The sequence below is a fragment of the Lutimonas sp. genome (assembly GCF_051011215.1).
Lineage (GTDB): Bacteria > Bacteroidota > Bacteroidia > Flavobacteriales > Flavobacteriaceae > Lutimonas.
On record NZ_JBPCUJ010000061.1, the window covers coordinates 78,931 to 104,481 of the forward strand.

Annotated in this window: 18 protein-coding genes; 11 read left to right on the forward strand and 7 right to left on the reverse strand. The window is 37.7% G+C overall.

The genetic code is table 11. The features are described from left to right. Positions 1 to 59: 59 nt before the first annotated feature. The 7 genes from ACR2MV_RS06170 (at position 60) to ACR2MV_RS06200 (ending at position 12,004) form a co-directional block, all read left to right on the forward strand. A complete protein-coding gene (locus ACR2MV_RS06170; RefSeq protein ID WP_434021033.1) occupies positions 60 to 2,810 on the forward strand; it encodes a reprolysin-like metallopeptidase in 2,751 nt (916 codons plus the stop codon). 121 nt (positions 2,811 to 2,931) lie between these two features. Beyond that, a complete protein-coding gene (locus ACR2MV_RS06175) occupies positions 2,932 to 5,715 on the forward strand; it encodes a TonB-dependent receptor (protein ID WP_434021034.1) in 2,784 nt (927 codons plus the stop codon). 20 nt (positions 5,716 to 5,735) lie between these two features. Further along, positions 5,736 to 7,277 carry a G-D-S-L family lipolytic protein gene (locus tag ACR2MV_RS06180; RefSeq protein WP_434021035.1) on the forward strand — a complete coding sequence of 514 codons (1,542 nt, stop codon included), beginning with the start codon at positions 5,736 to 5,738 and terminating at the stop codon, positions 7,275 to 7,277. A gap of 62 nt (positions 7,278 to 7,339) precedes the next feature. Then, positions 7,340 to 8,584: a cytochrome-c peroxidase gene (locus ACR2MV_RS06185; RefSeq protein WP_434021036.1), complete on the forward strand. Its 1,245-nt coding sequence runs from the start codon at positions 7,340 to 7,342 to the stop codon at positions 8,582 to 8,584. 17 nt (positions 8,585 to 8,601) lie between these two features. Continuing rightward, the gene (locus ACR2MV_RS06190) at positions 8,602 to 10,086 is read left to right on the forward strand and encodes a parallel beta-helix domain-containing protein (RefSeq protein WP_434021037.1); all 1,485 of its coding nucleotides are present in this window, start codon (positions 8,602 to 8,604) and stop codon (positions 10,084 to 10,086) included. Between the two features lie 119 nt (positions 10,087 to 10,205). Then, positions 10,206 to 11,714, forward strand: a complete 1,509-nt coding sequence (gene atpD, locus ACR2MV_RS06195) for a F0F1 ATP synthase subunit beta (protein ID WP_434021038.1) — start codon at positions 10,206 to 10,208, stop codon at positions 11,712 to 11,714. A gap of 11 nt (positions 11,715 to 11,725) precedes the next feature. Continuing rightward, entirely contained in the window at positions 11,726 to 12,004 is a 279-nt protein-coding gene (locus ACR2MV_RS06200; RefSeq protein WP_434021039.1) for a F0F1 ATP synthase subunit epsilon, read from the forward strand. Between the two features lie 50 nt (positions 12,005 to 12,054). Here the strand turns inward: ACR2MV_RS06200 and ACR2MV_RS06205 are convergent, their stop codons facing one another. The 5 genes from ACR2MV_RS06205 to ACR2MV_RS06225 form a co-directional block, all read right to left on the reverse strand. Continuing rightward, positions 12,055 to 13,683: a DUF6029 family protein gene (locus tag ACR2MV_RS06205; RefSeq protein WP_434021040.1), complete on the reverse strand. Its 1,629-nt coding sequence runs from the start codon at positions 13,681 to 13,683 to the stop codon at positions 12,055 to 12,057. Beyond that, positions 13,684 to 14,184 carry a TlpA family protein disulfide reductase gene (locus ACR2MV_RS06210; RefSeq protein ID WP_434021041.1) on the reverse strand — a complete coding sequence of 167 codons (501 nt, stop codon included), beginning with the start codon at positions 14,182 to 14,184 and terminating at the stop codon, positions 13,684 to 13,686. It lies immediately after the preceding gene. Between the two features lie 2 nt (positions 14,185 to 14,186). Then, positions 14,187 to 15,239: a DUF3179 domain-containing (seleno)protein gene (locus ACR2MV_RS06215; protein WP_434021042.1), complete on the reverse strand. Its 1,053-nt coding sequence runs from the start codon at positions 15,237 to 15,239 to the stop codon at positions 14,187 to 14,189. Positions 15,240 to 15,323: 84 nt separating this feature from the next. Continuing rightward, positions 15,324 to 16,658 carry an RIP metalloprotease RseP gene (rseP, locus tag ACR2MV_RS06220; protein WP_434021043.1) on the reverse strand — a complete coding sequence of 445 codons (1,335 nt, stop codon included), beginning with the start codon at positions 16,656 to 16,658 and terminating at the stop codon, positions 15,324 to 15,326. 89 nt (positions 16,659 to 16,747) lie between these two features. Next, entirely contained in the window at positions 16,748 to 18,679 is a 1,932-nt protein-coding gene (locus tag ACR2MV_RS06225; RefSeq protein WP_434021044.1) for a M1 family aminopeptidase, read from the reverse strand. A 57-nt stretch (positions 18,680 to 18,736) separates the two neighbouring features. Here ACR2MV_RS06225 and ACR2MV_RS06230 point away from each other — a divergent pair, with 57 nt between their 5' ends. From ACR2MV_RS06230 to ACR2MV_RS06245, 4 genes are all read left to right on the forward strand, one after another. Further along, a complete protein-coding gene (locus ACR2MV_RS06230; RefSeq protein ID WP_434021045.1) occupies positions 18,737 to 19,411 on the forward strand; it encodes an SCO family protein in 675 nt (224 codons plus the stop codon). 109 nt (positions 19,412 to 19,520) lie between these two features. Beyond that, a complete protein-coding gene (locus ACR2MV_RS06235; RefSeq protein WP_434021046.1) occupies positions 19,521 to 19,748 on the forward strand; it encodes a FeoA family protein in 228 nt (75 codons plus the stop codon). Between the two features lie 3 nt (positions 19,749 to 19,751). Further along, on the forward strand, positions 19,752 to 21,863 hold the full coding sequence (feoB, locus tag ACR2MV_RS06240; RefSeq protein WP_434021047.1) for a ferrous iron transport protein B: 2,112 nt from the start codon (positions 19,752 to 19,754) through the stop codon (positions 21,861 to 21,863). A 261-nt stretch (positions 21,864 to 22,124) separates the two neighbouring features. Next, on the forward strand, positions 22,125 to 22,976 hold the full coding sequence (locus ACR2MV_RS06245; protein ID WP_434021048.1) for a porin family protein: 852 nt from the start codon (positions 22,125 to 22,127) through the stop codon (positions 22,974 to 22,976). Between the two features lie 47 nt (positions 22,977 to 23,023). Here the strand turns inward: ACR2MV_RS06245 and ACR2MV_RS06250 are convergent, their stop codons facing one another. After that, positions 23,024 to 24,994, reverse strand: a complete 1,971-nt coding sequence (locus tag ACR2MV_RS06250) for a transglutaminase domain-containing protein (RefSeq protein WP_434021049.1) — start codon at positions 24,992 to 24,994, stop codon at positions 23,024 to 23,026. A 5-nt stretch (positions 24,995 to 24,999) separates the two neighbouring features. Next, the coding region (locus tag ACR2MV_RS06255; protein ID WP_434021050.1) for a DUF3858 domain-containing protein at positions 25,000 to 25,551 on the reverse strand (552 nt) is incomplete at its 5' end.

A 25,551-nucleotide genomic window follows, 5' to 3' on the forward strand; every position in this document is an offset into this window, starting at 1 on the left:
GAGTAAAGCTCCGTTAAAATTCTTAGTTTTGTATTTTCCTCAAAAAATTCGCTCCAGTAATGATTAAGAATCCTGTTAAATTTTGCACTATAGTTCTGATTCTCTTCACCAATTTTCTTTTCTCCCAGCAAAGAAATCTATGGTCAAGAATTACGGAGTCAGGTATCAGTAAGGCTGATTTGCAGGGAAAAGCTACAATTTCGAATTACAAAACCTATGCGTTAGATCTTGAAACTTTAAAGAATGAATTAAAGACAGCTCCTCAAAAAGAAACTGCGGTAGGCAAATCATATAAAAAAATGCGCTTCCCCGACGGAAAGGGGAGAATGGTGACCTATCTGATAAAGGAAGCTCCGGTAATGGATGCGGAATTATCCAGGAAGTATCCTGGAAATCGATCCTATATGGGGATTTCTGAAAAGGATGGTTCAAAAAGTATTCGATTCAGTGTCAATGAATTTGGTTTTAATGCGGTTATAAGGGATGTAGATCAAAACGTTCAGTATATAGAACCTTTAACGAGGGATAAAAAGACCTATAAGTTGTTCTACCGCAACCAAATGAATGGAGGAAATCAATTTGAATGTTTGACTAAAAATCAACAGGCCGTCTATAAGGCGACACAGGCTTTAAAGTTAACCGATGATGGGAAGTTAAGGACCTATAGGATGGCATTAGCAGCTACTGGAGAGTATTCTCAGTTTCACATTGAAGAGCAAGACGCGGAAAATAAGACTGATGAAGAGAAGAAGGCGGTTGTTTTGTCTGCCATGACAACGGCACTTACACAAGTAAATGCCATTTATGAGAATGACCTTGCCGTAACAATGCAGTTGGTGGCTAATAATGATGATTTAATTTATCTTGATCCGCTTACCGATCCTTATACGAATCTGGTAGGGGGCGAATTATTAAATGAAAATCAATCAAATTGTGATGACGTTATCGGAACGGATAATTATGATATAGGCCATGTTTTTAGTACTGGTGGAGGTGGATTGGCCAGTTTGGCTGTTGTCTGTGTAAATGGTTTTAAGGCAAGAGGAACAACGGGACTGCCTTCTCCTATTGGGGATTACTTTTATTACGATTATGTGGCCCATGAAATTGGACATCAATTTGGAGCCAATCATTCATTTAATGGAGACGAGGGAAATTGTACAGGAGATAACAGAAATGACGAAACCGCAGTGGAAACGGGAAGTGGATCGTCCTTAATGGCCTATGCAGGATTGTGTGAGACACAAAATGTACAAAGTAGTGTTGATCCTTATTTCCATGTGATCAGTATAGAGGAAATCAGAACGTATATTACTTCTGGAAGCGGTAATAACTGCCCTGTAGAATCAAATTTGATATTTAATGCCAATGCACCCATTGCTGATGCCGGAGAAGACCTTTTAGTACCAATAGGAACACCTTACAGGTTAATTGGTTCAGGTAGTGATGCAGATGGCGATCAACTTACTTATTCCTGGGAACAGGTAGACAATGAAATTACCGTGGTTCCTCCGGTTGGAACGTCAGTTGTTGGAGCTTTATACCGATCCTACAAACCATCGTTAGATCCTGTAAGATACCTGCCTAAATTAACTACTCTGGTAACCGGAGTTATTTCTTCAACCTGGGAGGTGACACCTCTTGTAGATCGTGAAATCAATTTTGTATTGTCTGTCAGGGATAATAATATTGAGGCAGGCCAAGTGTCAACTGATGATTTGAAAATCACAGTGACCTCAGATGCCGGGCCATTTGCTGTGACTTCTCAAAATACAGAAGATTTGGTCTGGACCTCTAATACCCAGGAAACAATCACCTGGGATGTAGCTGGTACTGATGCAAATGGAATCAATGTATCACAAGTGAATATTCTATTGTCTACGGATTGGGGCAAAACGTTTTCAACAGTGCTTGCTTCCAATATTCCGAATAATGGATCTCAGATTATTACGGTGCCGGATATGAAGGGATCACAGTGTTATGTTATGGTAGAAGCCATTGGTAATAATTTCTTTGCCTTAAACAAGACCTCTTTTTCTATTGGTGAATTTAATGAAGTCTGTAATATTTACGATGCAGGAGATACTCCTATCGCTATTCCGGATAACTCAAGAGAAGGAATTACGTCGATTATTACCGTTTCAGAAAATGTCAGTGTTGAGAGCCTGACGGTGCACTTGGTAAAAAAAGATGACCCGGATAATGGGGGAGCGGATAGTAATGGAATTAATCATACCTATTTGGGAGATCTGGCAATTTCTTTGGAAAGTCCAGAAGGAACAATCATTGATTTGATCAGTAATGCTTGTGATGCCCGAGAGGATATTCAAGTTGTACTCTCCGACAATGGAGACGAATTGTCTTGCAATTTTGGGAGCCCTGGTATTTCCGGAACAAAAAAGCCTGTCGATGATTTGTCGGTATTTAGTGGAGAAAATGCTCAGGGGAACTGGATCTTAAAAGTAATCGACGGTGCAGCTGATGATTTTGGGAACTTAGAGGCCTGGAGTATCGAAATATGCAGTTCTGAAGCCATTTTAGGTGTGAATAATTATGTTTTTGATGAGTTTAAAGTATTTCCAAACCCATCGGATGGGGCTTTTACCATTAAATTTAAATCTGAAGAAAGCAGTGATGTAGATGTCATGATCTACGATCTGTTAGGTAGAAAGGTAAAACAGAGAACTTTCAAAAATCCTTCAACCAATTTTGAAGAGACTTTAGATATTCAAGGTGTTAGTGGTGGAATTTATATGTTGAGTGTGAAAAGAGGGAATAAAATGTCTTCTCATAAAATTAGAATTAAATAACCACAATTCATATTTTTCCTATACAATTTTTGTTTTTTTATTATTTTTTGTTAAAAATTTAGTGAAATTCGAAAATTATTGTACTTTGCTGCTTTCTTAACTTACACAAATTATTTTTTATATGAACAAGATTTTAGCCGTACTCGCGCTGTTTTGCGGGTCGATAATGTTTGGACAGACTTCTATTTCGGGAAGTGTTACTGACTCAAACAATCAAGAGCCGATTCCTGGCGTCAATGTCAAGGTAGTAGGCAAGTCTTTAGGTGCTTCAACTGATTTTGACGGTAATTTCTCATTAACAGTTAGTGATGAGGTTCCCTTTAGTATTGAATTTACTTTCGTCGGATACCAGAGCCAAATTGTAGAGGTTACTTCAACAGACACAGAATTACAAATAGTATTGGTCGAAAATGCAACTTCTTTAGATGAGGTGGTTGTATCTGCCTCCAGAACTCCTGAAAGTATCAGGGAATCTCCGGTAACAATTGAAAGAATTGGTATCAAGGATTTGAAAACTTCAACTTCTTCGAATTACTATGATAGTATGGAGAATTTGAAGGGGATAGATTTAAACAGAGGAAGTTTAACGTTTAATTCGATAAACACACGTGGATTCGCAACTTTTTCGAATACTCGATTTGTGCAGTTGGTAGACGGAATGGATACGGCTTCTCCAGCCCTGAATTTCGTGCTTGGAAACCTCGCAGGGGTGAGCCAGCTGGATTTACAAAGTGTTGAAATTATTCCAGGTGCTGCTTCGGCCTTGTATGGAGCAAATGCATTTAACGGGATCATGTTTATGTCAACCCGAAGCCCATTTGATGATCAGGGAGTTAGTGCTTATGCAAAAACCGGTTTGACCATTCAGAAAGCGGCCGGGGATCATGTATTTTATGATATTGGTGTCCGATATGCGCATGCGTTTAGTGAGAAATTTGCTATTAAAGGGTCACTTACGTATTTAAAAGGTACAGACTGGTATGCAAATGATACCTCTGAATATTCGAATGATTTTACTGCTGTTGGCGAACCTGATGAAATTCTTCCATACAGATCAAGTCCAACACATGATGGAATCAATATTTATGGAGATGAGGTTAGTTTAGGAGCCCTGGGTTTAAACTTTAATGAATTTGCTCAATTGTTAGAAGCAGGTGGATTAATACCAGATGGGTCCAGCAATTTAATACCTGCTGTTAATGTAGCAAGAACCGGATATTTAGAACAAGCTTTTACAGATTATAATGCTGAGAGTTTGAAATATGATATTACGGCTGTTTTTAGACCAAATGCGGATGATTTAGAGATTTCATTAAACACCAGAGGAGGATATGGATCGACGATTTATCAGGGAACAAACAGATATAACATAAAGAATTTCTTATTACAAAACCATAAAATTGAGGTTAGGAATAACGACTTTTTTGTGAGGGCATATATGACTACTGAGGATGCAGGAGATTCATATGATATGCGTTTTACAGGAATTAATATAGCTAAATACAAGGCTCAAGAATGGTTTGGTGCCTACACAGGTGGATATTTGCAAGCCATATTAGGAGGTGCTAATAACGATCAGGCACATGCAGCTGGAAGGGCCTTGGCCGATTCAGATGAAACCACTACGCCAAGACCTGGGTCTGATTTGTTTAACGAACTTTTTGATGAAATTACTTCGGATGGAGACCTTTCCACAGGATCTAAGTTCATTGACAAAACTTCTATGATCGTAGGTGAAGGGAATTATAATTTCGCCAGATTGTTAGATGATAAATGGGATTTGCAGGTTGGAGGTTCCTATAGACGTTATTCTTTAAATTCTGAAGGAACCATATTTACTGATTATGATGGTCCTATTAATTACAGTGAATACGGAGCTTATGTACAGGCCATTAAAAAATTAATGGATGATAGATTAAAGCTTCAGGCTTCTATTCGATATGACAAGAATGAATTTTACGATGGTAATTTTTCGCCAAGAGCATCAATTACCTATGCTGTAGATGAGGCCAGAAATCACAATTTAAGAACTTCATACCAAACTGGATTCAGATACCCTACTACCCAGGATTTATTTATAGGTCTTGATTCCGGTCAGGGAATTTTGGTGGGATCTTCTCCAGACAACTTGGACAGAGATTTGCCTAGTACAGATCTTACAGGTAGAAAGGTGTACAGTGATTCCTATACTTTATCTTCAGTTCAGGAATTTCAAGCCACTGGGAACCCTGCACTTCTGGTACCGATTCAAACTGGGTTGGTTCAGCCAGAGAAAATACAATCATTTGATTTGGGTTACCGTGGAATTTTTGGAAAATTGTATATAGATGTCAATGGATATTACAGCAAATATGATGACTTTATTAGCAATACGTTTGTAGTTACACCGAATGACGGAACCACGGCCGATGCTTCAGGTATTGCGGATTTGATTAGTGGCAACGTTACAGGTTTTCAAACCTACACTAATTCAAAGGCGGACATTTCATCTTATGGAGGAAGCATGGGATTGAATACGAAAATATTTAAAAAATTGGACCTTGGCTTAAGTTATACCTTGGCCAAATTTGATTTTGATCAGGAATCTGATCCTGATTTTGCAGCTGGGTTTAATACTCCTGAACATAAGGTAAAGTTCTCTTTGGGAAGTCAAAATTTAGCTAAGAACCTTGGTTTTAATATCAATATTAGATGGAGTGATGAATATTTTTGGCAATCTACAATCGCCAATGCTGTAATTCCACAACGTACTGTGGGAGATGCACAGATTAATTATTTTGTACCTAAGATGAATTCTCTGTTTAAAATTGGAGGATCTAACCTGGGAGGAAAGGAATACCAAAGTGCACCTGGTTCGCCATATATAGGATCACAATTCTTTGTTTCATGGGTATTCAATCAATAATAAAATTTAAAAAGAAAAAAATGTTTAGAATAAAATATATATGGGTTCTTTTGATGATTGTTGCTCTTTCATCATGTGAACAAGGTAAGTATGACCGTGAGATAGAACCTCCAGTAGAATTGGTTTCCGGTGAAGCCGATTTTACAAATTATGTGGCCCTTGGTAATTCTTTGACTGCTGGATTTTCTGATGGAGCCTTGTTTATTGAGAGTCAAAACAATTCGTACCCAAATTTGATTGCTGAAAAAATGATGTATGCAGGAGGAGGTGAATTTGTGCAACCATTGATGAACGACAATACTGGTGGATTGTTATATGGAGGTGTTCAAATTCAATCTGCCAGATTGGTAACTGATCTTGTATCTTTAGCTCCGTTACCAAAAGATCCTACTACTGAAGTAACTAATGTGATTACAGGACCCTTTAAAAATATGGGTGTGCCTGGTGCGAGAAGTTATCATTTGTTAGCTCCTGGTTTTGGTGATTTAGCAAATGTGCCTTTACAGCTGGCGAATCCTTACTATGCAAGAATGGCCTCATCTTCTTCGGCGACTGTATTAGGAGATGCGATGGCCCAAAATCCTACTTTTTTCAGTCTTTGGATTGGAGCCAATGATGTTTTAGGATATGGACAGTCTGGTGGAGATGGTTCAAATGACATTACAGATAAAGCATTATTTGATGGTTCAATGGCGGCTTTAATTTCTACCTTGACCTCTGGCGGCGCCAAAGGAGTCGTAGGAAATATTCCAAATATTTTGACAGGAGCTTATTTTACAGCGGTGCCTTATGCGCCCTTAGATCCATCAAATCCTGAATATGCTGAACAAATTCCGACTCTAAATGCGGCTTATGCGCAATTGAATCAGGCATTTGCATTTTTAGGAGTGCCAGAAAGATCCGTTGTCTTCTCAGAGACTGAAGCCAGCCCAGTGGTTATTTTTGATGAATCCTTAGCGAATATTTCAGCACAACTAAATGCCGTATTGATTGCTGGTGGATTAAACCCCTTAACAGCAGGCTTGTTGTCACAGCAATATGCCCAATCCAGACAAGCCAATGAAAATGACATATTGACTTTAACAAGTCAAACTGCTATTGCGGAGATTAATACAGAATATTTCCAACAATTGGTTGATATGGGAGTCCCAGCAGCCACGGCAGGTCAGTTGTCTGTAAATGGTTTGACATATCCATTGGCAGATACATATGTATTGATTCCAACAGAACAAATGGAAATTAGTGATGCAACGGCTGCTTTTAATGCTACGATAGCTCAACTTACCACAAATGCTGGATTAGCAGCTTTTGATGCATTTGCTTTGATTAACCAAATTCATGAATCAGGTTACTCCAGTGATGGCTTTAATATCACCACAGAGTTTATCTTTGGTGGCTTGTTCTCTTTGGATGGATTGCATTTGACTGCAAGAGGAAATGCAATTGTCGGCAATGAAATGATGAAGGTAATTGATGCGACGTATGAATCAAATTTTGAAGAAGCTGGAATGTTGAACGACATAGGTGATTATCCTCAAATATATTCTGCAGCACTTCCATAAATATGGATGTTAAAATAAAGATTAAGATCCGTCAATGACGGATCTTTTTGTATATAAACAATATGATCAAGATTCTGAATTCTATTTTTTTCAAAAGGAACGCGCTGATGTTGGTGTCTGCAGCCATTATGATGCTTTTGGTATTGCCTTCCTGCATGAATAGCAACAAATGGGAGAATCAGGATCAGTATGTGGCCTTGAGTGGTGGCCAAATAGAATTATGCAAAACCTGCCCGCCGGGATTCTTACTAAACGAAAAAAATCAATGTATTGCCAAGAATTTGTACCAGCAATATGAGTCTCTGCAGGATGTGGGTGTAGGAGGATTGAAATCTGCATTGCCGGCAGTACGAGATGGGTTTAGTCCTCAGCAAATTGATTTAGGAAGGTATTTGTTTTTCGATCCGGTTTTGTCTGCAGACGGTTCAGTTTCATGTGCAAGTTGCCATGATCCTGATCAGGGTTTCAGTGATGGAAAACCTGTTTCTTCCGGAATTCATGGTGCGCAGCTGAGTCGTTCTTCTCCGAGTTTATGGAATGTTGCTTATTTAAATCGATTTTTTTGGGATGCACGTGCCACATCATTGGAAGAACAAATGACGGGTCCGCTTTTTTCATCAGAAGAGATGGGAAACAATCCCGAAAATTTAAAAGTCAGTATGAACGAAATACCTATGTACAGACGTTTGTTTACAGAGGCCTTTCCTGAAAAGGAAGTAAATGACAGTATACAGTTGCACGAGATCTATACGGCTTTGGCTGCTTTTCAAACTTCGTTAATTTCATTAAATTCGAAATACGATCGTTATGCACATGGCTATGCAAATGCCTTGAATGAAAGAGAAATAAAAGGTCTTAATATTTTCAGATCCTTTGTTGCCCGATGCGCTGAATGTCACACACCTCCATTATTTACCAATCAGCAAATTGCCGTGATTGGAACACCAGAACCAACAGGAAAACCAAGAGATATCGGGGCTGAAAAAACTTTTAATGATCCAAGTAGAAAGGGGGGTTTCAAAGTTCCTAGTTTACGTAACATTGAAAAAACGGCACCCTATATGCATTCAGGCAGGTTTGAAAGTTTAAGGGAGACAGTTGAATTTTATACCAAAGGGAGGGGACATGCCGTGCGGGAAGGTGAAAAATTATATCTTCACTGGCACATTTGGGAACCTGAGTTGACATCGGCTGAGCTCGATTTATTGGTCGATTTTTTAAAGACATTGACTGATGAATCGTTTACCCCAAAAATTCCAGAGACTGTTCCTTCAAACCTCCATCTGCAAAAAGACATAAGTTCATAAAATTAAAAATAGTAGATATGTTCAAAAAAATGATTCTTGTTCTATTCATATTGGCACTGGGTGTCCTGATTGGGAAATTTGCCCTTGGTTCGTCGAACAAAACAGTAATGCCTAGCCCGAATAGTCTTTATAAGAGTACTGAGAATGCAGGAGAAGCTTCATTACAAAGAAATTTTACCGGAACTATCCATGAGGTGAAAGAAGGAGATTTAATTATGGATGCTGTAAAAAAAGCCCAGCCGGGTGATTTGATTCAGGTTTTTCCTGGAGTTTATAAAGAAACAGTGTATGTAGATAAGGATGATATCAGTTTTCAGGGTATTATAAAAGATGGTGAATGGCCGGTATTAGATGGAGAAAAAGAATTGAATGATGCTTTTTTGTATTCTGGTAATGGAATTCAAATTGAAAATTTTAAAATAATCAATTATAAAGGTAACGGCATTATGGGACAGGCCGGGAATAATTTTGTTCTAAGAAATAACTGGATAATCGATGCGGGTGTCTATGGAATTTTTCCTCAGTTTGGTAAGAATGGTTTGATTGAGCACAATGTGCTTTCAGGTATTGAGGATGCTGCTATTTATGTGGGTATGTGTGACAATATTGATGTGTTGAATAATGAGGTGTTCGGAAATGTCGCAGGGATTGAAATTGAAAATTCCAGACATTGTCTGGTAGAGAATAATCTGGCTTATGATAATACGGGCGGCATATTGGCCTTTATCACCCCAGGACTTCCGATAAAAACTACTTTTGATGTGATTATCAGAAATAATTTTGTCACTAAAAATAACCATGAGAATTTTGGAGCACCGGGCTCAATAGTTTCTGGAATTCCTCCTGGAACGGGAATATTGGTAATGGCAGCGGATGATGTGATTATTGAGAAAAATATTATTTCGGGCAATGACAATGCAGGAATCATCATCACGGATTTTGCCAATGGGGGTGCTGAGGCATCAAATGATCCTGATTCTGATCCCAACCCGGACAGAATAACCATACTGGACAATTTTATGATCGATAATGGTAATAATCCTGTTGGAGAGTTAAAAGCGTTGATGATGACCAGCCTTTCGACAACAGGGCCCGATATTTTGGCGATTGGTGGTGGTGAAGGGAGTACGATCAGAGATGTGGAACGATACAGAACCTGGGGGCTCGGAAGTTTTGGGGAACCGGAAATCAGTGATACAAAAGAAATTAAGACCTTATTACTTGACAAACCTGCGGCACCGAGAGATATCAGCAAGGAAGATTTAGGGGAAATGATTTATTATGGAATTTGTTCTGGTTGCCATGCCTTTGATATCAGACTTATTGGTGTCCCTACCAATGTGATACAAATGATTTACAAAGACAATCCTCAAGGTATTGTTGATTATATCAATCATCCTAAAAACCTCAGAGAGGACTACCCGGAAATGCCCCCTCAGGATTACCTTGCGGAGGAGGCTAAAGTGGCTGTGGCTGAGTATATTCTGACCCTAAAAAAATAATAAAAAAAAAGTTTAATTTTTGTATTAAAAACATATCTTTGCACCGCAAAACAAAAATGCAATAAAATTGTTTCTGATGAATATCAGAAGACATAAAGAATAATAAATATTTTATAAGAATGGCAAAGATCACAGGTAAAGTTTCTCAAATTTTAGGGGCGGTAGTTGATGTTGAATTTTCATCAGAGAGTCAACTTCCAAGAATTTATGACTCATTGGAAATAAAAAGAGAGGATGGTTCTATTTTGATTCTTGAGGTGGAACAACACATTGGAGAAGACACAGTGAGATGTATCGCTATGGATTCTGTTGATGGTTTGAGCAGAGGAGTTGAAGTTCTTTCAGAAGGAAACCCGATCAAGGTTCCTGTTGGAGACGATATTTATGGAAGATTGTTCAATGTAAACGGAGATCCTATTGACGGTTTGAAAGCCTTACCAAAAGATGGTGACAATGGTTTGCCAATTCACAGAGCAGCACCTAAGTTTGAAGAGTTATCTACTTCTACTGAAGTTTTGTTTACAGGAATTAAAGTAATTGACTTGATTGAGCCTTATTCTAAAGGTGGTAAAATTGGATTATTTGGTGGAGCTGGAGTAGGTAAAACAGTTCTTATTCAGGAATTGATTAACAATATCGCCAAAGGTCATGGTGGTTTATCTGTATTTGCAGGAGTAGGTGAAAGAACTCGTGAAGGAAATGACTTGTTGAGAGAGATGTTAGAGTCTGGTATTATCAAGTATGGTGATGAATTTGAAAAGTCTATGGAAGAAGGCGGATGGGATCTTGACAAAGTGGATATGCCAGCCTTGAAAGAATCAAAACTTACCTTCGTATTCGGACAAATGAATGAGCCTCCGGGAGCACGTGCGCGTGTTGCCTTATCAGGTTTGACAATTGCAGAGTATTTTAGAGATGGAGCAGGAGACGGTCAAGGTAAAGATATCTTATTCTTTATTGACAATATCTTTAGATTTACCCAAGCAGGTTCTGAGGTATCGGCCTTATTAGGTCGTATGCCATCAGCGGTAGGTTATCAACCAACATTGGCAACAGAGATGGGTGCGATGCAGGAAAGAATTACATCTACTAAAAATGGATCAATTACATCTGTACAGGCAGTATATGTACCTGCGGATGATTTAACGGATCCGGCACCGGCAACAACTTTTGCTCACTTGGATGCAACAACAGTATTATCTCGTAAGATTTCGGAATTAGGTATTTACCCGGCGGTGGATCCATTAGATTCAACCTCTAGAATTCTAAGTAGAGAGATTTTAGGTGATGAGCATTATGACACAGCTCAAAGAGTAAAAGAAACGCTTCAAAAGTATAAAGAACTTCAAGATATTATTGCAATTCTAGGTATGGAAGAATTGAGTGAAGAAGATAAATTAATTGTACACAGAGCACGTCGTGTACAACGTTTCTTATCTCAACCTTTCCACGTAGCTGAGCAGTTTACAGGTATCCCAGGTTCATTGGTTGATATTAAAGACACCATCAAAGGTTTCAACATGATTATGGATGGAGAATTAGATAAATATCCTGAAGCAGCATTCAACCTGAGAGGAACTATTGAAGAAGCGATTGAAGCAGGAGAAAAAATGTTGACTGAAGCTTAAAATCATAAAGCATGTTTTTAGAAATTGTAACACCTGAGGCAAGTATTTTTCAGGGCGATGTTGAATCAGTAATTGTACCCGGCGTAGTTGGGGAATTTCAAATACTGAATAATCACGCTCCGATCGTATCATTGCTAAAAGAAGGAAAAGTGAGAATTCGAGGTAATTTTACTATTGATGAAGCCTTTGAAAGTAAGTTTTCAAATGCTGAAAACAGCACAAAAGTTTTAGACATCAATAGCGGAACGATCGAAATGAATGATAATAAAATAATCATTCTGGTAGATTAAGCTTGAATGAAAAAATATGACAAGGAACCCATGCATTGCATGGGTTTTTTTTATATAAAAAGGTTCATACCGATGCTGAGGCCATTTGATTTCGGTACAAACCTGCAAACCCCACCAACACATATCAGACCACCTCTTTGTCGACCATAGTTAATGGTAAACTTGGTTTTTTTATGGCGATAGGTACCGCCAAAATTATAGTAATGAATTCTTTCAATATCATTATCATTCCCATAGTTATATTGGTCATTGATATAAATAGAAAATTTGCGAAGGAAATTATATTCTACAAGTCCGCCTGCCCAGTTTTTTTTATCATCCTGTGTCCAAAGGTGTTCGATCTGAAATCGCAGTTCGTGTTTCTGGTTAATGGTATAATATCCATCCACAGCAGCAATATTGGTGGTTACAGTTCCTGTTGAGGCCTCAATAGCCTGCCGGTTATAGAATTGATGTATCCAATATACGGAGCTTCTCCACTGGTCAGACCATTGGTTTCTTAGTTCAAAATTTATATCAGTATAGTATTCTTCACCGTATTCGAAAAATGCTGCTGAATAAGATCTGTTTTCCAGATCAAAATCTGCATTTAATCCAAACCAGGAAGCATAATTAAAAGCCAGAACGGTGCCAAATTTTTGAGCCAGGGAATTCTCCTTGGAAAACTTGTAATACAGATCAATCTGATGTCCTATTTCACCAGCTTTTCCTCCGGCAATAAAACTAAGTTGAGGCTGGGCCTGATACACATAGATATTTGACAGTCCTACATTGTGTTGTTTGGTGAGGGCTGGTATATAATTTACAATCAGTTGATTATAAATATTGGCATAGGCTTCACGATCGGTGTAAAAAGCCATATTTTCTAATCTTCTAAAGGTGATATCGAAACCAAAACCTGATTTAAAAAATCCTAGGTTGAAGAGAAGCGCGTTTCCGGTAAAAAGCCTGCTGTCAATTACATTTCCGAATTCAACCAAGGCATCGTCACCTTTATAAATAGCTTCCATATTTGTGTAAAAACTGCCCTTATGATAGGCAATTTTTGAAGAGAATAAATTGGTAAATTCCGAAAATTCGGGATTGTCAGATTCAAAGGCTTCATAACGACTTATTATTCCCAGGTCGATATCTACATGAGCCCCAAGCTTAAATGCGGAATTGAACCCCATGAGGGTTCCCTGAGACAGATCAAATGCATTTTTCTGTTTCCCAATAAAAGCTTTGAACAGGAGTTTTTTAGTTGGGCTAAACTGAATATTGCTTCCAACCAGCGCATTATTCAGACCTAATTGCCTATCCTCCCAGGAGCGATAACTCAAGCCACTGCTCATTTGATCAAAGAGGTAACCTGCCTCAATCTGAAACTTTTTTGTGGAATATCCCACTGATGCCATGGAGAATCCGAACTTCTGATCCAGATCGGGTGAATATCCCAAAAGAGCCTCTTCAACATATGATTCAAATTGAATGGAAGCCTTAAAACTATTTCTGAAATAATTAAAGCGCAGGTAATTATTTGATCTGAAGTTAGCACTGCCAGGATTGACTATTTTGTCATCATCTGTATAAAGAGTCGACTGACTTTCCAAACTACCACTAAAATTGTCTATAAACTGTGCGCATAGCTCATGAGATGAGATGATAATAATAAATACAATGAAGGATTTTAAAGGCATCTATTTGTTATTTAAGGCCTTTATTTTTTCAAAGAGGACCTGCTCGTCCCCGATCAGATAACCAGTGCTTTCATAGACAATTTTGTTCTGGTATATCAATAAGGTATGTGGAATATCTATAATGTTAAACATTCTTTTAATATCCTGATTGCTGTCGGTAACAACGTCGAACTTCCAGGAATTACCATGCATCATTGGTTTTATTCTTGACATGGTTCGAGAATCATCTATGGAAACTGACACTAATGAAGCATTGAGTTCATCCTCGATGAGGGATACATTTTCATTCAAGGCAGTAAGCTCTTTAATACAAGGTTCACACCAGGTGGCCCAAAAATTCATGATGATTACTTTTTCCTTGCTAAGCTCGTTGATATTGATTTCAATACCATCCATATTGCTTAGACTCAATGTCGGAATAGATTTTTGTGCACTAACAAAATAGGTACCGTATAAAAACAGTAACAGGCTTACATATATGTTACTTCTTACAGAACCCATCCTTACTGATCAAAGGAAAAATTATCGTAAAAATTTTCCCAGGCCCAGAACAAGGCAAAGAATGCCGTATGAGATTGTAATTGTTCTCCTTTTCTTGGTCCGCTAACGGCCACTCCAAATACATCCCATTCATTATTGTCACTGTCTTTCATGACAATAGGAAAGCGATTCTGTACAGCTTCAAATGCGGCATTGGAATCATTGATATATGACGTTATATAATGATCGTTTTTATTACCAACAACCACGGTTCTTTTACTCGAAACAAAAGTTGATTTAAGAGTGGTTTGAGATCCAAAGTCATCGTAATGATAGATATGAACTTTGGCTGATTTACCATCACTGCTTCCAAAAGGTTGTTGACCCTGAGAAGCTTCAATAATACCATATACCAGATCACCTACTTTGACATCGGTTTTATTCGAAGTTGTTTGGTTCACATTCGAAGTACTTACACTTGAATTGGTAAAAACAAGCGCATCAGGAAAGTTTTTCCTGACGGTCCCCCAGGTTATTTCGACAAAATTAAAGGTGCTGCTTAAATCTCCTGCAAAAGAACCCTTGATACATTGACCGAGCATCTGTGACCAATAGGTCTCACTGCTTTGGTCAATGAGAACCACATTATCATAGATCAAATAGCCTGAAGCTCTTAAAACAAAATTCTGGTTTTTGTGTTTCCTGTCAATCAATAAGGCACTTTGGGTGAGTGGGCAATAGGTGAGCGCAAAAGAAGTGTCATTGATCTCATCATTCACAGATTCAAAATTGTTTAAATATACGTAAGGGTAAATTTTCACAACACCATCTATGCTGATCGCAGCAACCAGTGATTCATCCGCTAAAAAATCAATGTTTCGAGCTTCTGTTAAGTTCGGGTCTTTGGCCAATGGGAATGGACTATCGGAGCCATTTATCAGCCCCTCAGGAATGGTCCATTTGAACTCTTGGTTCACAGGATCGATTGAACTAGTTGTTTCATTAATTTCTACAGAATCACCACTGCAGGAAAACAATGTAAACACTATTAAACATGCTCCTAAAAGTATCTTCATTTCAAGCCTTTTGAAGGTAGTCGTTGAATTCACCAACTACTTACAAAATCTTGTCTAAACAATAATAAAATCAACCGATTACCATTAAAATTGCCCGGTAAGCCACTTGTAAATATCGTTTCCGTTGGCAAACAATAATAAAGAGATGAGAATAATAAAACCCGTTACCTGTGCATATTCCAAAAATTTATCACTTGGTTTTCTACCACTGATAATTTCGAAAAGTGTAAAAACCACATGGCCTCCGTCCAAAGCCGGGATAGGCAGTAAATTCATAAACCCAAGCATAATGGACAGTAGTGCAGTAATACTCCAAAACCTTTCCCAATCCCATTTAGCTGGAAAAATACTACCAATGGTAATAAAACCACCTAATTGAGTAGCACCTTTTTTAGTAAACACGTATTTGAACTGACCCATATAGTCTTTTAATGTCCAGTAGGCTTTAGAAAAACCAGGTACTATACTTTCTGAGAATGTATAATCTTTATGACTTATTTTAATGGTGTCTTCTGTATAGGCTCTTGGATAAACACCAAGTTTTTGATCTTCACCTGGCGTAATTGAAAAAGACTCTTCATTTCCGTTTCTGTTAATTGTTACCTTGATTGGTTGACCACTTGGATTGTTCTTTATAATAGATGTGAATTCATTCCAATAGGTAATCTCCGTATCATTGGCGGCAATAATGATATCTCCTTCAGTTAACCCTGCTTCGTAGGCAGGAGTTTCTGGAAGAACACTGTCCAGTACTGCAAGAATTCGCGGTGTAAAAGGATCCATGTTGCCACTTTGCCACATTTGCAGGCCAATATCTTCAGGAAGGTCAATGGATTCTGAATTTCCATTGCTATGTGTAACCTCAATATTCTGAACGTCCCTTAAAAACAACTGTTTATTTACATCTAATACGTTCACAGGAGCTTCACCATTCACCTTATCAATTTTATCACCATCTTCAAAGCCAAGTTCTTTGAATAAATCCACCACATAAAAACCTTGTTTCACATCTTGAGGTGCAACATAGTCATCTCCCCAGGCGGCAAACATCATGATATAAATGAAGATTCCAAGAATAAAATTCACGGTAACTCCACCCAACATAATGATTAATCTTTGCCAAGCCGGTTTTGAACGGAATTCCCACGGCTGCGGAGGTTGAGCCATTTGCTCTTTGTCCATGCTTTCATCAATCATACCGGATATTTTCACATATCCACCTAATGGAATCCATCCAATTCCATAAACGGTATCCCCAATTTTTTTCTTAAACAAAGAAAACTTATAATCAAAAAAGAGATAAAATTTTTCAACCCGGGTCTTGAACAATTTAGCCGGAATGAAGTGACCAAGTTCGTGCAATACGATAAGCAAAGATAAACTCAGTAAGAATTGTGTAATTTTTATATATGTTTCCATTGATAAATTTCAAAATTTAAAGGACGACAAATGTACACTTTATGCACTGTAATAAGAAATGACTTTTCTGAAAATAGTTGTTAAAACGATTATTTTTTTAAAATAGTCTTGTGAAGTCTGCCTTGATCGGTGTCAATAACAACTAAATGAGCTCCAAAATCGAGTTTTTCAAGATTAATTTGATTTCCAGGTGCTGTTATTTCCATCATTTTTTCGCCAAGTACATTATAAATCGTAATCTTTTTAATGGTAAGGATGTTTTGCGTGGAAATATTCAACTGATCACTCACAGGGTTTGGGAAAATAGAAACAATGCTTTGAAGACTTTCGGTATCCAGGCCTAAAACGGCCCTGTTATTTTTGGATATTAATTGTGTTTCAGGATCAATCTGAACACTTACAACTTTAAAATCAAGCTGCATGCTAAATAGTTGTTCATTTTCAGAAACCTCTAATCGTATTTTTTCAGATTCTCCAAAAGGTCCATTCACCGTAATGGGTAAGGGCATTTCGAAAAATGATACACTGGGATGGGACTGGTCTTGACTCACTTGAAAGTGAATGATTTTGTCTGAATCATTTTGACTCCAAACCAGATCGTACTCGGGATATCCTTCTCCATAAAACCAATCGTTAAAAAACTCTGTCAGATCTGTTTTACTGGTTGCTTCCAAATGTTTTTGAAAATCTTCGGTTCGGGCATAGGCAAATGCAAGGGATGGATCTGCCAGATAATTTTTTACTCCTTGAAAGAAATCGTCATCTCCGATTTTATAACGCAACATGTGCAGTATCATAGCTCCTTTTCTATAGGAGAGCCTGCTACTAAATATCCTTGAAACCGATGTGGTGTCTGTCACAAAAGTAGATCCGGACGGATTGGAAGTAACGCTGCTGACAACCGCTCTTCTCCATTGAGAAAAGATTTCTTCTCCGTCAAAATTTTCATATACCAGGCCATCTAAATAGGTAGCAAAACCTTCGTTCAGCCATATGTCTTCCCAGCTCCCGCAGGTGATTTTGTTCCCAAACCACTGATGTGCCAATTCATGTGCAATTAAACCACGGCTCCACCCTCCCATAAAGGTCATGGTGGTATGCTCCATGCCACCTCCCCATCCAAATTGTGCATGACCGTATTTTTCATTCGCAAAAGGATACATTTCGAAGAGTTCGTTGAAAAGGTTCATGATTCTTGGAGTAATTCGAGTGCTGTTTTTGGCTGTATTTAACCCTTCAGGATATACATAATTAACAATATCAAAAGGCAATTCAGGCGCATTTTCTTTATAGACTGAATAATTGGTTACTGCAATGGCAATAAGGTAGGCGGGAATCGGATATTTGTGACGCCAGTGTGTTACCATGTCTGAGCCTTGAGTTTCTTCTGAGAGTAAAAGACCGTTGGAAGCTGCTTTATATTGAGAGGGATGTTTAATAAAAACATCAATGGAGTCAATTTTATCAATTAGATCTTGTTTACATGGCCACCAGCCTTTGGCTCCATAAGGTTCTGACAAGGTCCATAGCACAGGCGTATTACTGGCTCCATGCGTATTTATTTCAAACGAACCAAAGCCGGAGCTCACAGGATTTCCTGCATAAACTATAGTAAGTGAATCAAGGGTGTTCTTGTTTTGTGTGTTTGTAAGGTCAATAATTAATTCATCCTGGTCATTTTGGGAAAAATTCAGAGAAATGCCTCGCTGTTTTATGGCTGAAACCTGCATGTTTCCTGCGAGGTCAAACACCACCTTATTTAAATTTTCCAAGGCCGTGAAATGAGTGGTTACTTCTCCTTTTATTTGTGCTTTCGTTGGATCCACTTCCCAAAACAACCTGTGATAGCTGACATCATAATTTACTGTATTTGGATTGGCTTTAAAAGCTACTTTATGAAAGGAATTCCGTTCTTCTGAAGCCGCTATTTCTTTGAGGTATTCCAAATCAAATGCCTCTGTAACCTGGGAGGTCGCAGAAACTGAAAATAATAGAAGAATACAACGTAATAAATACCTCATAAAGTTTATTTTTGTAAGCCCAATAGCAATTTTTTAGGAACGCCAAAGATACACAATATGTATTTAATCCAATTTTTCAAAAAATCGAAGTCGACCTTGATTTTTTTATTGTTCTTTACACTTATCTTCGTTCCTATTCTGTATTTTTTAGTAAAACCCAAAACTCAACTTCCCGTTTTTAATCCGGTGGATGTAAATCCAAGACTTGTGGATGACGCAGTAAAGCACATTAGCAGGGATCACCGTATCGGGGAATTTCATTTGATCAATCAGAATGGTGACAGCATCCATTCCACTAATTTTGAAGGGAAGATTTACATAGCCGATTTCTTTTTTACACGCTGTCAGACCATATGCCCGATCATGGCTATAAATATGGGTGAATTGCAGGAATTTTATAAGAATGACCCCGATTTAAAGTTTTTGTCGCATTCTGTGACGCCTGTGATCGACAGTGTTTCAGTTCTGAAAGCATATGCTGATAAGAACCAGGCTATTGATGGTAAATGGGAGATCACAACGGGTGATAAAAGACATATTTATGAACTGGCACGTAAATCGTATTTTGCTGTTCTCGATGAGGGCGATGGTGGCGAACAGGATTTTATTCATACGGAACAGTTTGTTTTAATTGATAAGGAAAAGCAGATACGCGGTTTTTATGACGGTACGGATGCTAGCGAATTAGAACGGATAAAAAAGGATATTGAAATTTTGAAATTGGAAGATTAGATCGCTACTTTTTCAATAAAGTATATTTATTGTTTCGTGATATTTATCAGTTTAAAACAAATATTTTTGCGTAATTTCGCATAGTATTTATAATTAATCTAAATAAAAATTGACTACAAGTATTGCAAGTTTAAAGGTCGGGGAAAAAGGAATCATTGAGGATATATCGCTTGAAAGTATTCCCTTGTCACTTCTTGAAATGGGATGTTTGCCGGGTGAATGCGTTGAGCTATTGCAAAAAGCACCATTGAAGGATCCTTTATACATACGTGTGAATGGTAGTCATTTGGCTATTAGAACCGAAACTGCTTCACAAATTCTTATTACCAAAGCATAAAGCATGCCTGAACATAGTGCCATAAAAGTAGCTTTGGTGGGAAACCCCAATACGGGAAAAACATCCTTGTTTAATGCCTTGACGGGCTTAAATCAAAAAGTGGGTAATTACCCGGGGATTACTGTAGATAAAAAAGTCGGCAGGGCACAATTGTCGAGCGAAAAACATGCCTCCATCGTCGATTTACCGGGTACTTACAGTATTAACCCAACTTCTATTGATGAGAATATCGTTTTGCAAACTTTACTGGACACAGATCACGAAGATTTTCCTGATGTTATTGTGGTGGTTGCTGATGTAGAGAACATCAAAAGAAACTTACTTCTGTATTCTCAGATTAAGGATTTACAACTACCAACAATTCTTGCCATAAATATGGCAGATCAGCTCGACAGAAAGGGTGTTTCGATTGATCTGGAGGAGTTAAAGAAAGAGCTGAAAAGTGAGGTCATTTTGATCAGTGCACGAAAAAATTTGGGAATTGATGACTTAAAAAAGGTTATTCTCGATTTTCAACAATTAAATACAGAGCCACTTGCTAAGATTTCTGCAAGAATAGATAAGGAATATTTTGAGGAAATGGCTTCGGATTTCCCTCAAATGTCTCTGTACAAAACCTGGCTATCGATCACTCAATTGAATCATTTTGAGAAACTAAATGACAAGGATAGAGAGCTGATAGTGGCTTATAAGCAGGACAAAGAGAAGTTAAAAAAATACCAGCATAAGGAGACCATTTTCCGTTATCAGCAAATTAACAGCATCCTTAAAAAAACCTATGCTGTTGATAGATCAAAAGCCAAAGATCTGCGGAGTAAACTGGATAAAGTTTTAACGCATAAAGTGTTCGGTTATGTGATATTTGCTGCAATTCTCATGGTGATTTTTCAATCTATATTTGATTGGGCGAGTGTTCCGATGGATTTTATTGATGCATTTTTTGCGGATTTAAGTACGAAAGTGAAGCAAGTATTGCCTGAAGGTGTTTTGGCTGACTTAATAAGTGAAGGAATTATTCCCGGGATAGGAGGTATTGTCATTTTTATACCTCAAATCGCAATTTTGTTTTTGTTTGTATCGGTGTTGGAGGAAACAGGATATATGAGTCGTGTGGTCTTTTTGATGGATAAAATTATGAAACGATTCGGTATGAGTGGGAAAAGTGTTGTGCCGTTGATATCGGGAACTGCCTGTGCCATACCTGCCGTCATGGCCGCGAGAAACATTAGTGGATGGAAGGAAAGACTCATTACAATTATGGTGGTACCCTTTGTGACTTGTTCGGCAAGATTGCCGGTATATGCCATAATAATCGCCTTGATCATTCCTGAAGAAAGAGTGCTGGGTTTTTTTAGCTTGCAGGGTTTGACCTTGTTAGGCTTGTATTTATTAGGTTTTTTAATGGCGATTCTTTCCGGTTATGTATTACATAACACACTGAAAATTGAAAGCAGGAGCTTTTTCTTGATAGAGATGCCCGATTATAAATTACCATCACTCAAGAATGTTTTTTACACAGTTGTTGAGAAAACGAAGGCTTTTGTTTTTGGAGCTGGAAAGATCATTTTAGCCATTTCAATAATTTTGTGGTTTCTGGCGTCCAACGGGCCTGCTGCTTTCGACAATGCAGAAGCCGAATTTGCAAATGCTCCGGAGAGTACGCATCTTGATGATCAGGGATATCAGGAATCATTAGCATCGTATAAATTAGAGCAATCTTATATTGGTATCATGGGGAAAGCCATTGAGCCTGCCATTCAGCCATTAGGCTATGACTGGAAAATCGGAATTGCTTTGATTGCTTCCTTTGCAGCCAGAGAAGTATTTGTTGGAACCTTAGCGACCATTTATAGTGTGGGAAGCGATGATGAAGAGAACACGACCATAAAGCAGCGAATGTCTGAAGAAGTGAATGAACAAACAGGAGAAAAGTTATTTAATCTGCCCGTTGGGATGTCTTTGCTAATTTTTTATGCCTTTGCGATGCAATGCGTAAGTACGTTGGCCATTGTGAAAAGAGAAACAAATAGCTGGAAATGGCCTATGATCCAACTCTTTGGCATGGGATTGATTGCCTATGTAGCATCATTTATTACCTTTACAGTATTAAGCTAAATTACTTCTTATGCAAACTATATTTGTTTATGCAGCCTTGGTACTTGCTATTTTGTTTTTAGTGAAAAAGTTTTTTTTAAAACCTAAAAAGCATAAAGGAGACTGTGATTCGGACTGTAATTGTTGAAGTATTCGAATAGTAAATTGCCTATTTCATGAACATTAATGATTAAGGTTTATTTAATTTTTCTATATTTAATCCATGTTTAGGGACAATGAAGAAACGTTTCAGACCACAATTCAATAATTAACCATTTATTCATGAAATCAACAACTTCAATCAAATTTATTGCACTTTTTTTAATCCTGGCGGGTCAGGTGATTCACGCTCAGGTCAAAATTGGAGCTAAAGCAGGGTACAGTGTCGGGAGATTAACAGACAACTCAGATAATATTTATACCGAAGATTTTGAATCGACATCCGGAGTGGATTTCGGAGCAACATTCGAATTCCCTGTGTCAGAATTATTTTCCGTTCAGACTGAGATTCTTTACACCCAAAGAGGAGGAACAAGAAATGGAGTACAACCGATACCGATAACTGCCTTAGATGCATTTGGCTCTATAGATCAATTAAATTTTATGCTGGCGTTGCAGGGAAATGACCCGGTTACTGATGATAATCCGATGTATGCTGATTTTAAAAATGAATCTGACCTCAATTATCTTGAAATTCCCATTTTGGCAAAACTTGGATGGGGTGAGACCTGGAGGTTTTATGTAGAAGCAGGTCCTTACATAGGATTCTTATTAAGTTCGGATCAAACAACTTCTGGAACAAGTATTATCACTTTAGATGCAGAGCGAAGGAATCCACTGATGGTCCTCAACCCGAATTTTGATCCAGGCGTCCCAGAGAATGGTCCGGCATGGGTGCCGCTTCCTCCGCAGGATTTTGATGCAGAAACAGATACCAAGAATGAATTAAATACGTATAATTACGGATTTCATGCAGGTGCAGGTCTGATACGAAAATTAAATGAAAAACATGAACTTTATCTTGGGTTCAGAGGCTCCTGGGGTGCCAAGACAATTCAAAAGAACAGCGTATACGGAGAAAGCCATATAGGTGGATTGGTGTTTTCTTTAGGATACGCCTACACACTTCAATAAATAAAATGATAACAAAAAAAAGAGCGGTAAAACCGCTCTTTTTTTGTTTATGGTCCTTGCTGAACCAGCACTATTTTTTCTAATTGATTTTCAATCGCTCGTTTGTAAAGTTCTTTCAATGTTGAGTAATACAACGAAGAGACTACTGGAATATTTAAGCGTGTTTTAGAGGTCACCAAAATCTTATTGTTGGCAAACTCTGTTTTCAATACATAGTCGCCCATTTGATCTGGTAAGGTCAATGATAAGTCCTCAGGTTTTGACTCCAAGGTATAGCCTTCAGGAATATCCAAAGAAATCGTCGTTTGGTTACTCCAAGGAGAAGCATAGTCAATCGGATATAATCTTTCTTCCAGTTTGAAAGGATTTTCATTCACCGTGAGGAAAAGAAGTGGTGATATATAGATTTTGTTTCCAATGATATCCGCAGCATTGTCTTGTGTGAATTTCAGCATTTCAGAAATAGGTTTAGAACATTTGTCTTTATTGCTGATTCGAAATTGTTCAATTTCTATGTCTTTGTGCATTGATTCCAAGGAACTGATAATGTCTTCTTCCTTTTGACTGGCTGTTGAGGTTCTGTATTCTAAGGCATTTAAACCATTATAGGTAGTAACCATCAAACCCTCAAGAACACCTTCAGTATCAATTTTGGCATTTAATTTCACATTTTTCAGGTTGTAGACTTTTGGATAAAGATTTACCTTAGTTGAACTACCATCTTCTCTAATTAATCTTCCTTCCCAATTAAGATCTTTTCGTGGTAAAACATCCGGAGAACTATATTTAGAACTCGCATCCATTAATATTACCTTACCATTTTGTTCGACACCAGCCACTACTGAATTGAACCCTTTTTTTGTAGGAAACAATGGGATACCATGTGATCTTGTACTCACTAAAATTGGATTGGCTTTGATCCCGGCTTCCCGTAACATGGCTACCAATGTTAAATTGATATCGGCCACATTACCAACACCTTCTTTATAGGCTGATTTTATTCCTTTGGAGCTGGTATATTTTCCATTGTTCCTATTCCATGTCATTTTGTTCTTTACAAAATCAAAGATATTCACAATCTCTTCATTTTGATTGGCAGACTGAGCTAAGATACCCTCCAGATCATCTTTAAAATGTCCGCTTTTTCTCAGTTCCCCTCCAAATTTTGAACTTTCATAAATGGTAGTAGTCACCTTTTCCCAAGACGTATTGAACAGTTTTCCTACTCCGTTTCGAGGGTTATAAGCGGCGATTTCGAATTTTATTTTGGCTCTGTAATTATTGATATTGTTCACATAAGGTTCTTCGACCAAAGCAGGAATAAATTCTTGCTTTAAGGAATAAGAATTCTGCGAAATATTTACCGTGCCGCTTTGAGTCAGGTGCTTTTTCTGAGATTTTGCCTTTTTGATATTAAGAGGATAATAGTGAGTTGGATAAAAATTAAACACAAAATATTCCGGAATCTCTACTTTGCATTCAATATATTTTATGGGAATGTCATATTGGCAAATGATATCATCGATATAGGTGGTATACGGCGAACTGATAGAAATTTTCCACTCGACGATACTTCCTTCTTTTACATTAGGCATCGTAAACGATTTCACGCCCCAGTTTTCGGATACTTCTTCTATAAATACTTCTTTTCGATCGAGCTTAGTTTTAACAATAGCGTCACTTTCGAGATTATAGGTATAGGCTTTGATAGATATATTTTCATGTTCACCTCCGGTGTAAAAACTAATTTTTTTTGTGGCATTGTCAAAACCATCAGCATTGTAAAAACGGATTCTTTCATGAATTTCCGTGACCAGTTTCCAACCTGTGATATCATCATAATCGTAATGTGTATACTTCTTTTTATAGAGGACAACAGCATCAGCAGTACTGTCTTTTTCATAGTAAGATTGGGCAAAGTCACTTTTTTGAATTTTACCAAATTTGACGGATTGGGCATAATTGGAATAGCTGGCAAAGAGACAAATTGCCAGTGTAATTAAAACTTTATTTTTCATAAATACTAGGATTTGGTTAATACAATTTTGGAATTATCAAGTTGGTTGATTTTTTTTCGAAACTTTCTGTATTCGTTATAATCTGCTACAGAATAAGTTCCTTCTTTAATAAGTAGGGTTCGTTTATAGAGAAGTTTGGTTTCATCAATTTTTTGGATTTCAATTTTATAGGAACCAAATTTGGATTCAATTTCCCGTGGTTCTGCCATCGCTTCAATGGAGTAGTTTTCAGGTAGATGTATTGTGACCTTATCTGTATCGAGAAAACCTGTTTTTATTTCGAGCGGTAGTTTTCTGTTTCTAATTCTTCTGGGAATGGATTGAGTTGTATTTACCACATTTAAACGTACAAGCATTTTATCCCCGCTGTTGACCGTATAATTTTCCGCAGAGAAATCGATGTCTTCAATAAAAGTAGCTGCTGCTATCTGATTGTCAATCGCTATTTTTTCAATGTTAACATTGTTAATTTCGTCAAAGAAGCTCTTGTAATAGGTTTCGCGTTTATCCTGATCCATGAAGGCTATTGAATAATGATCGTCATATTGTTTGCCTTC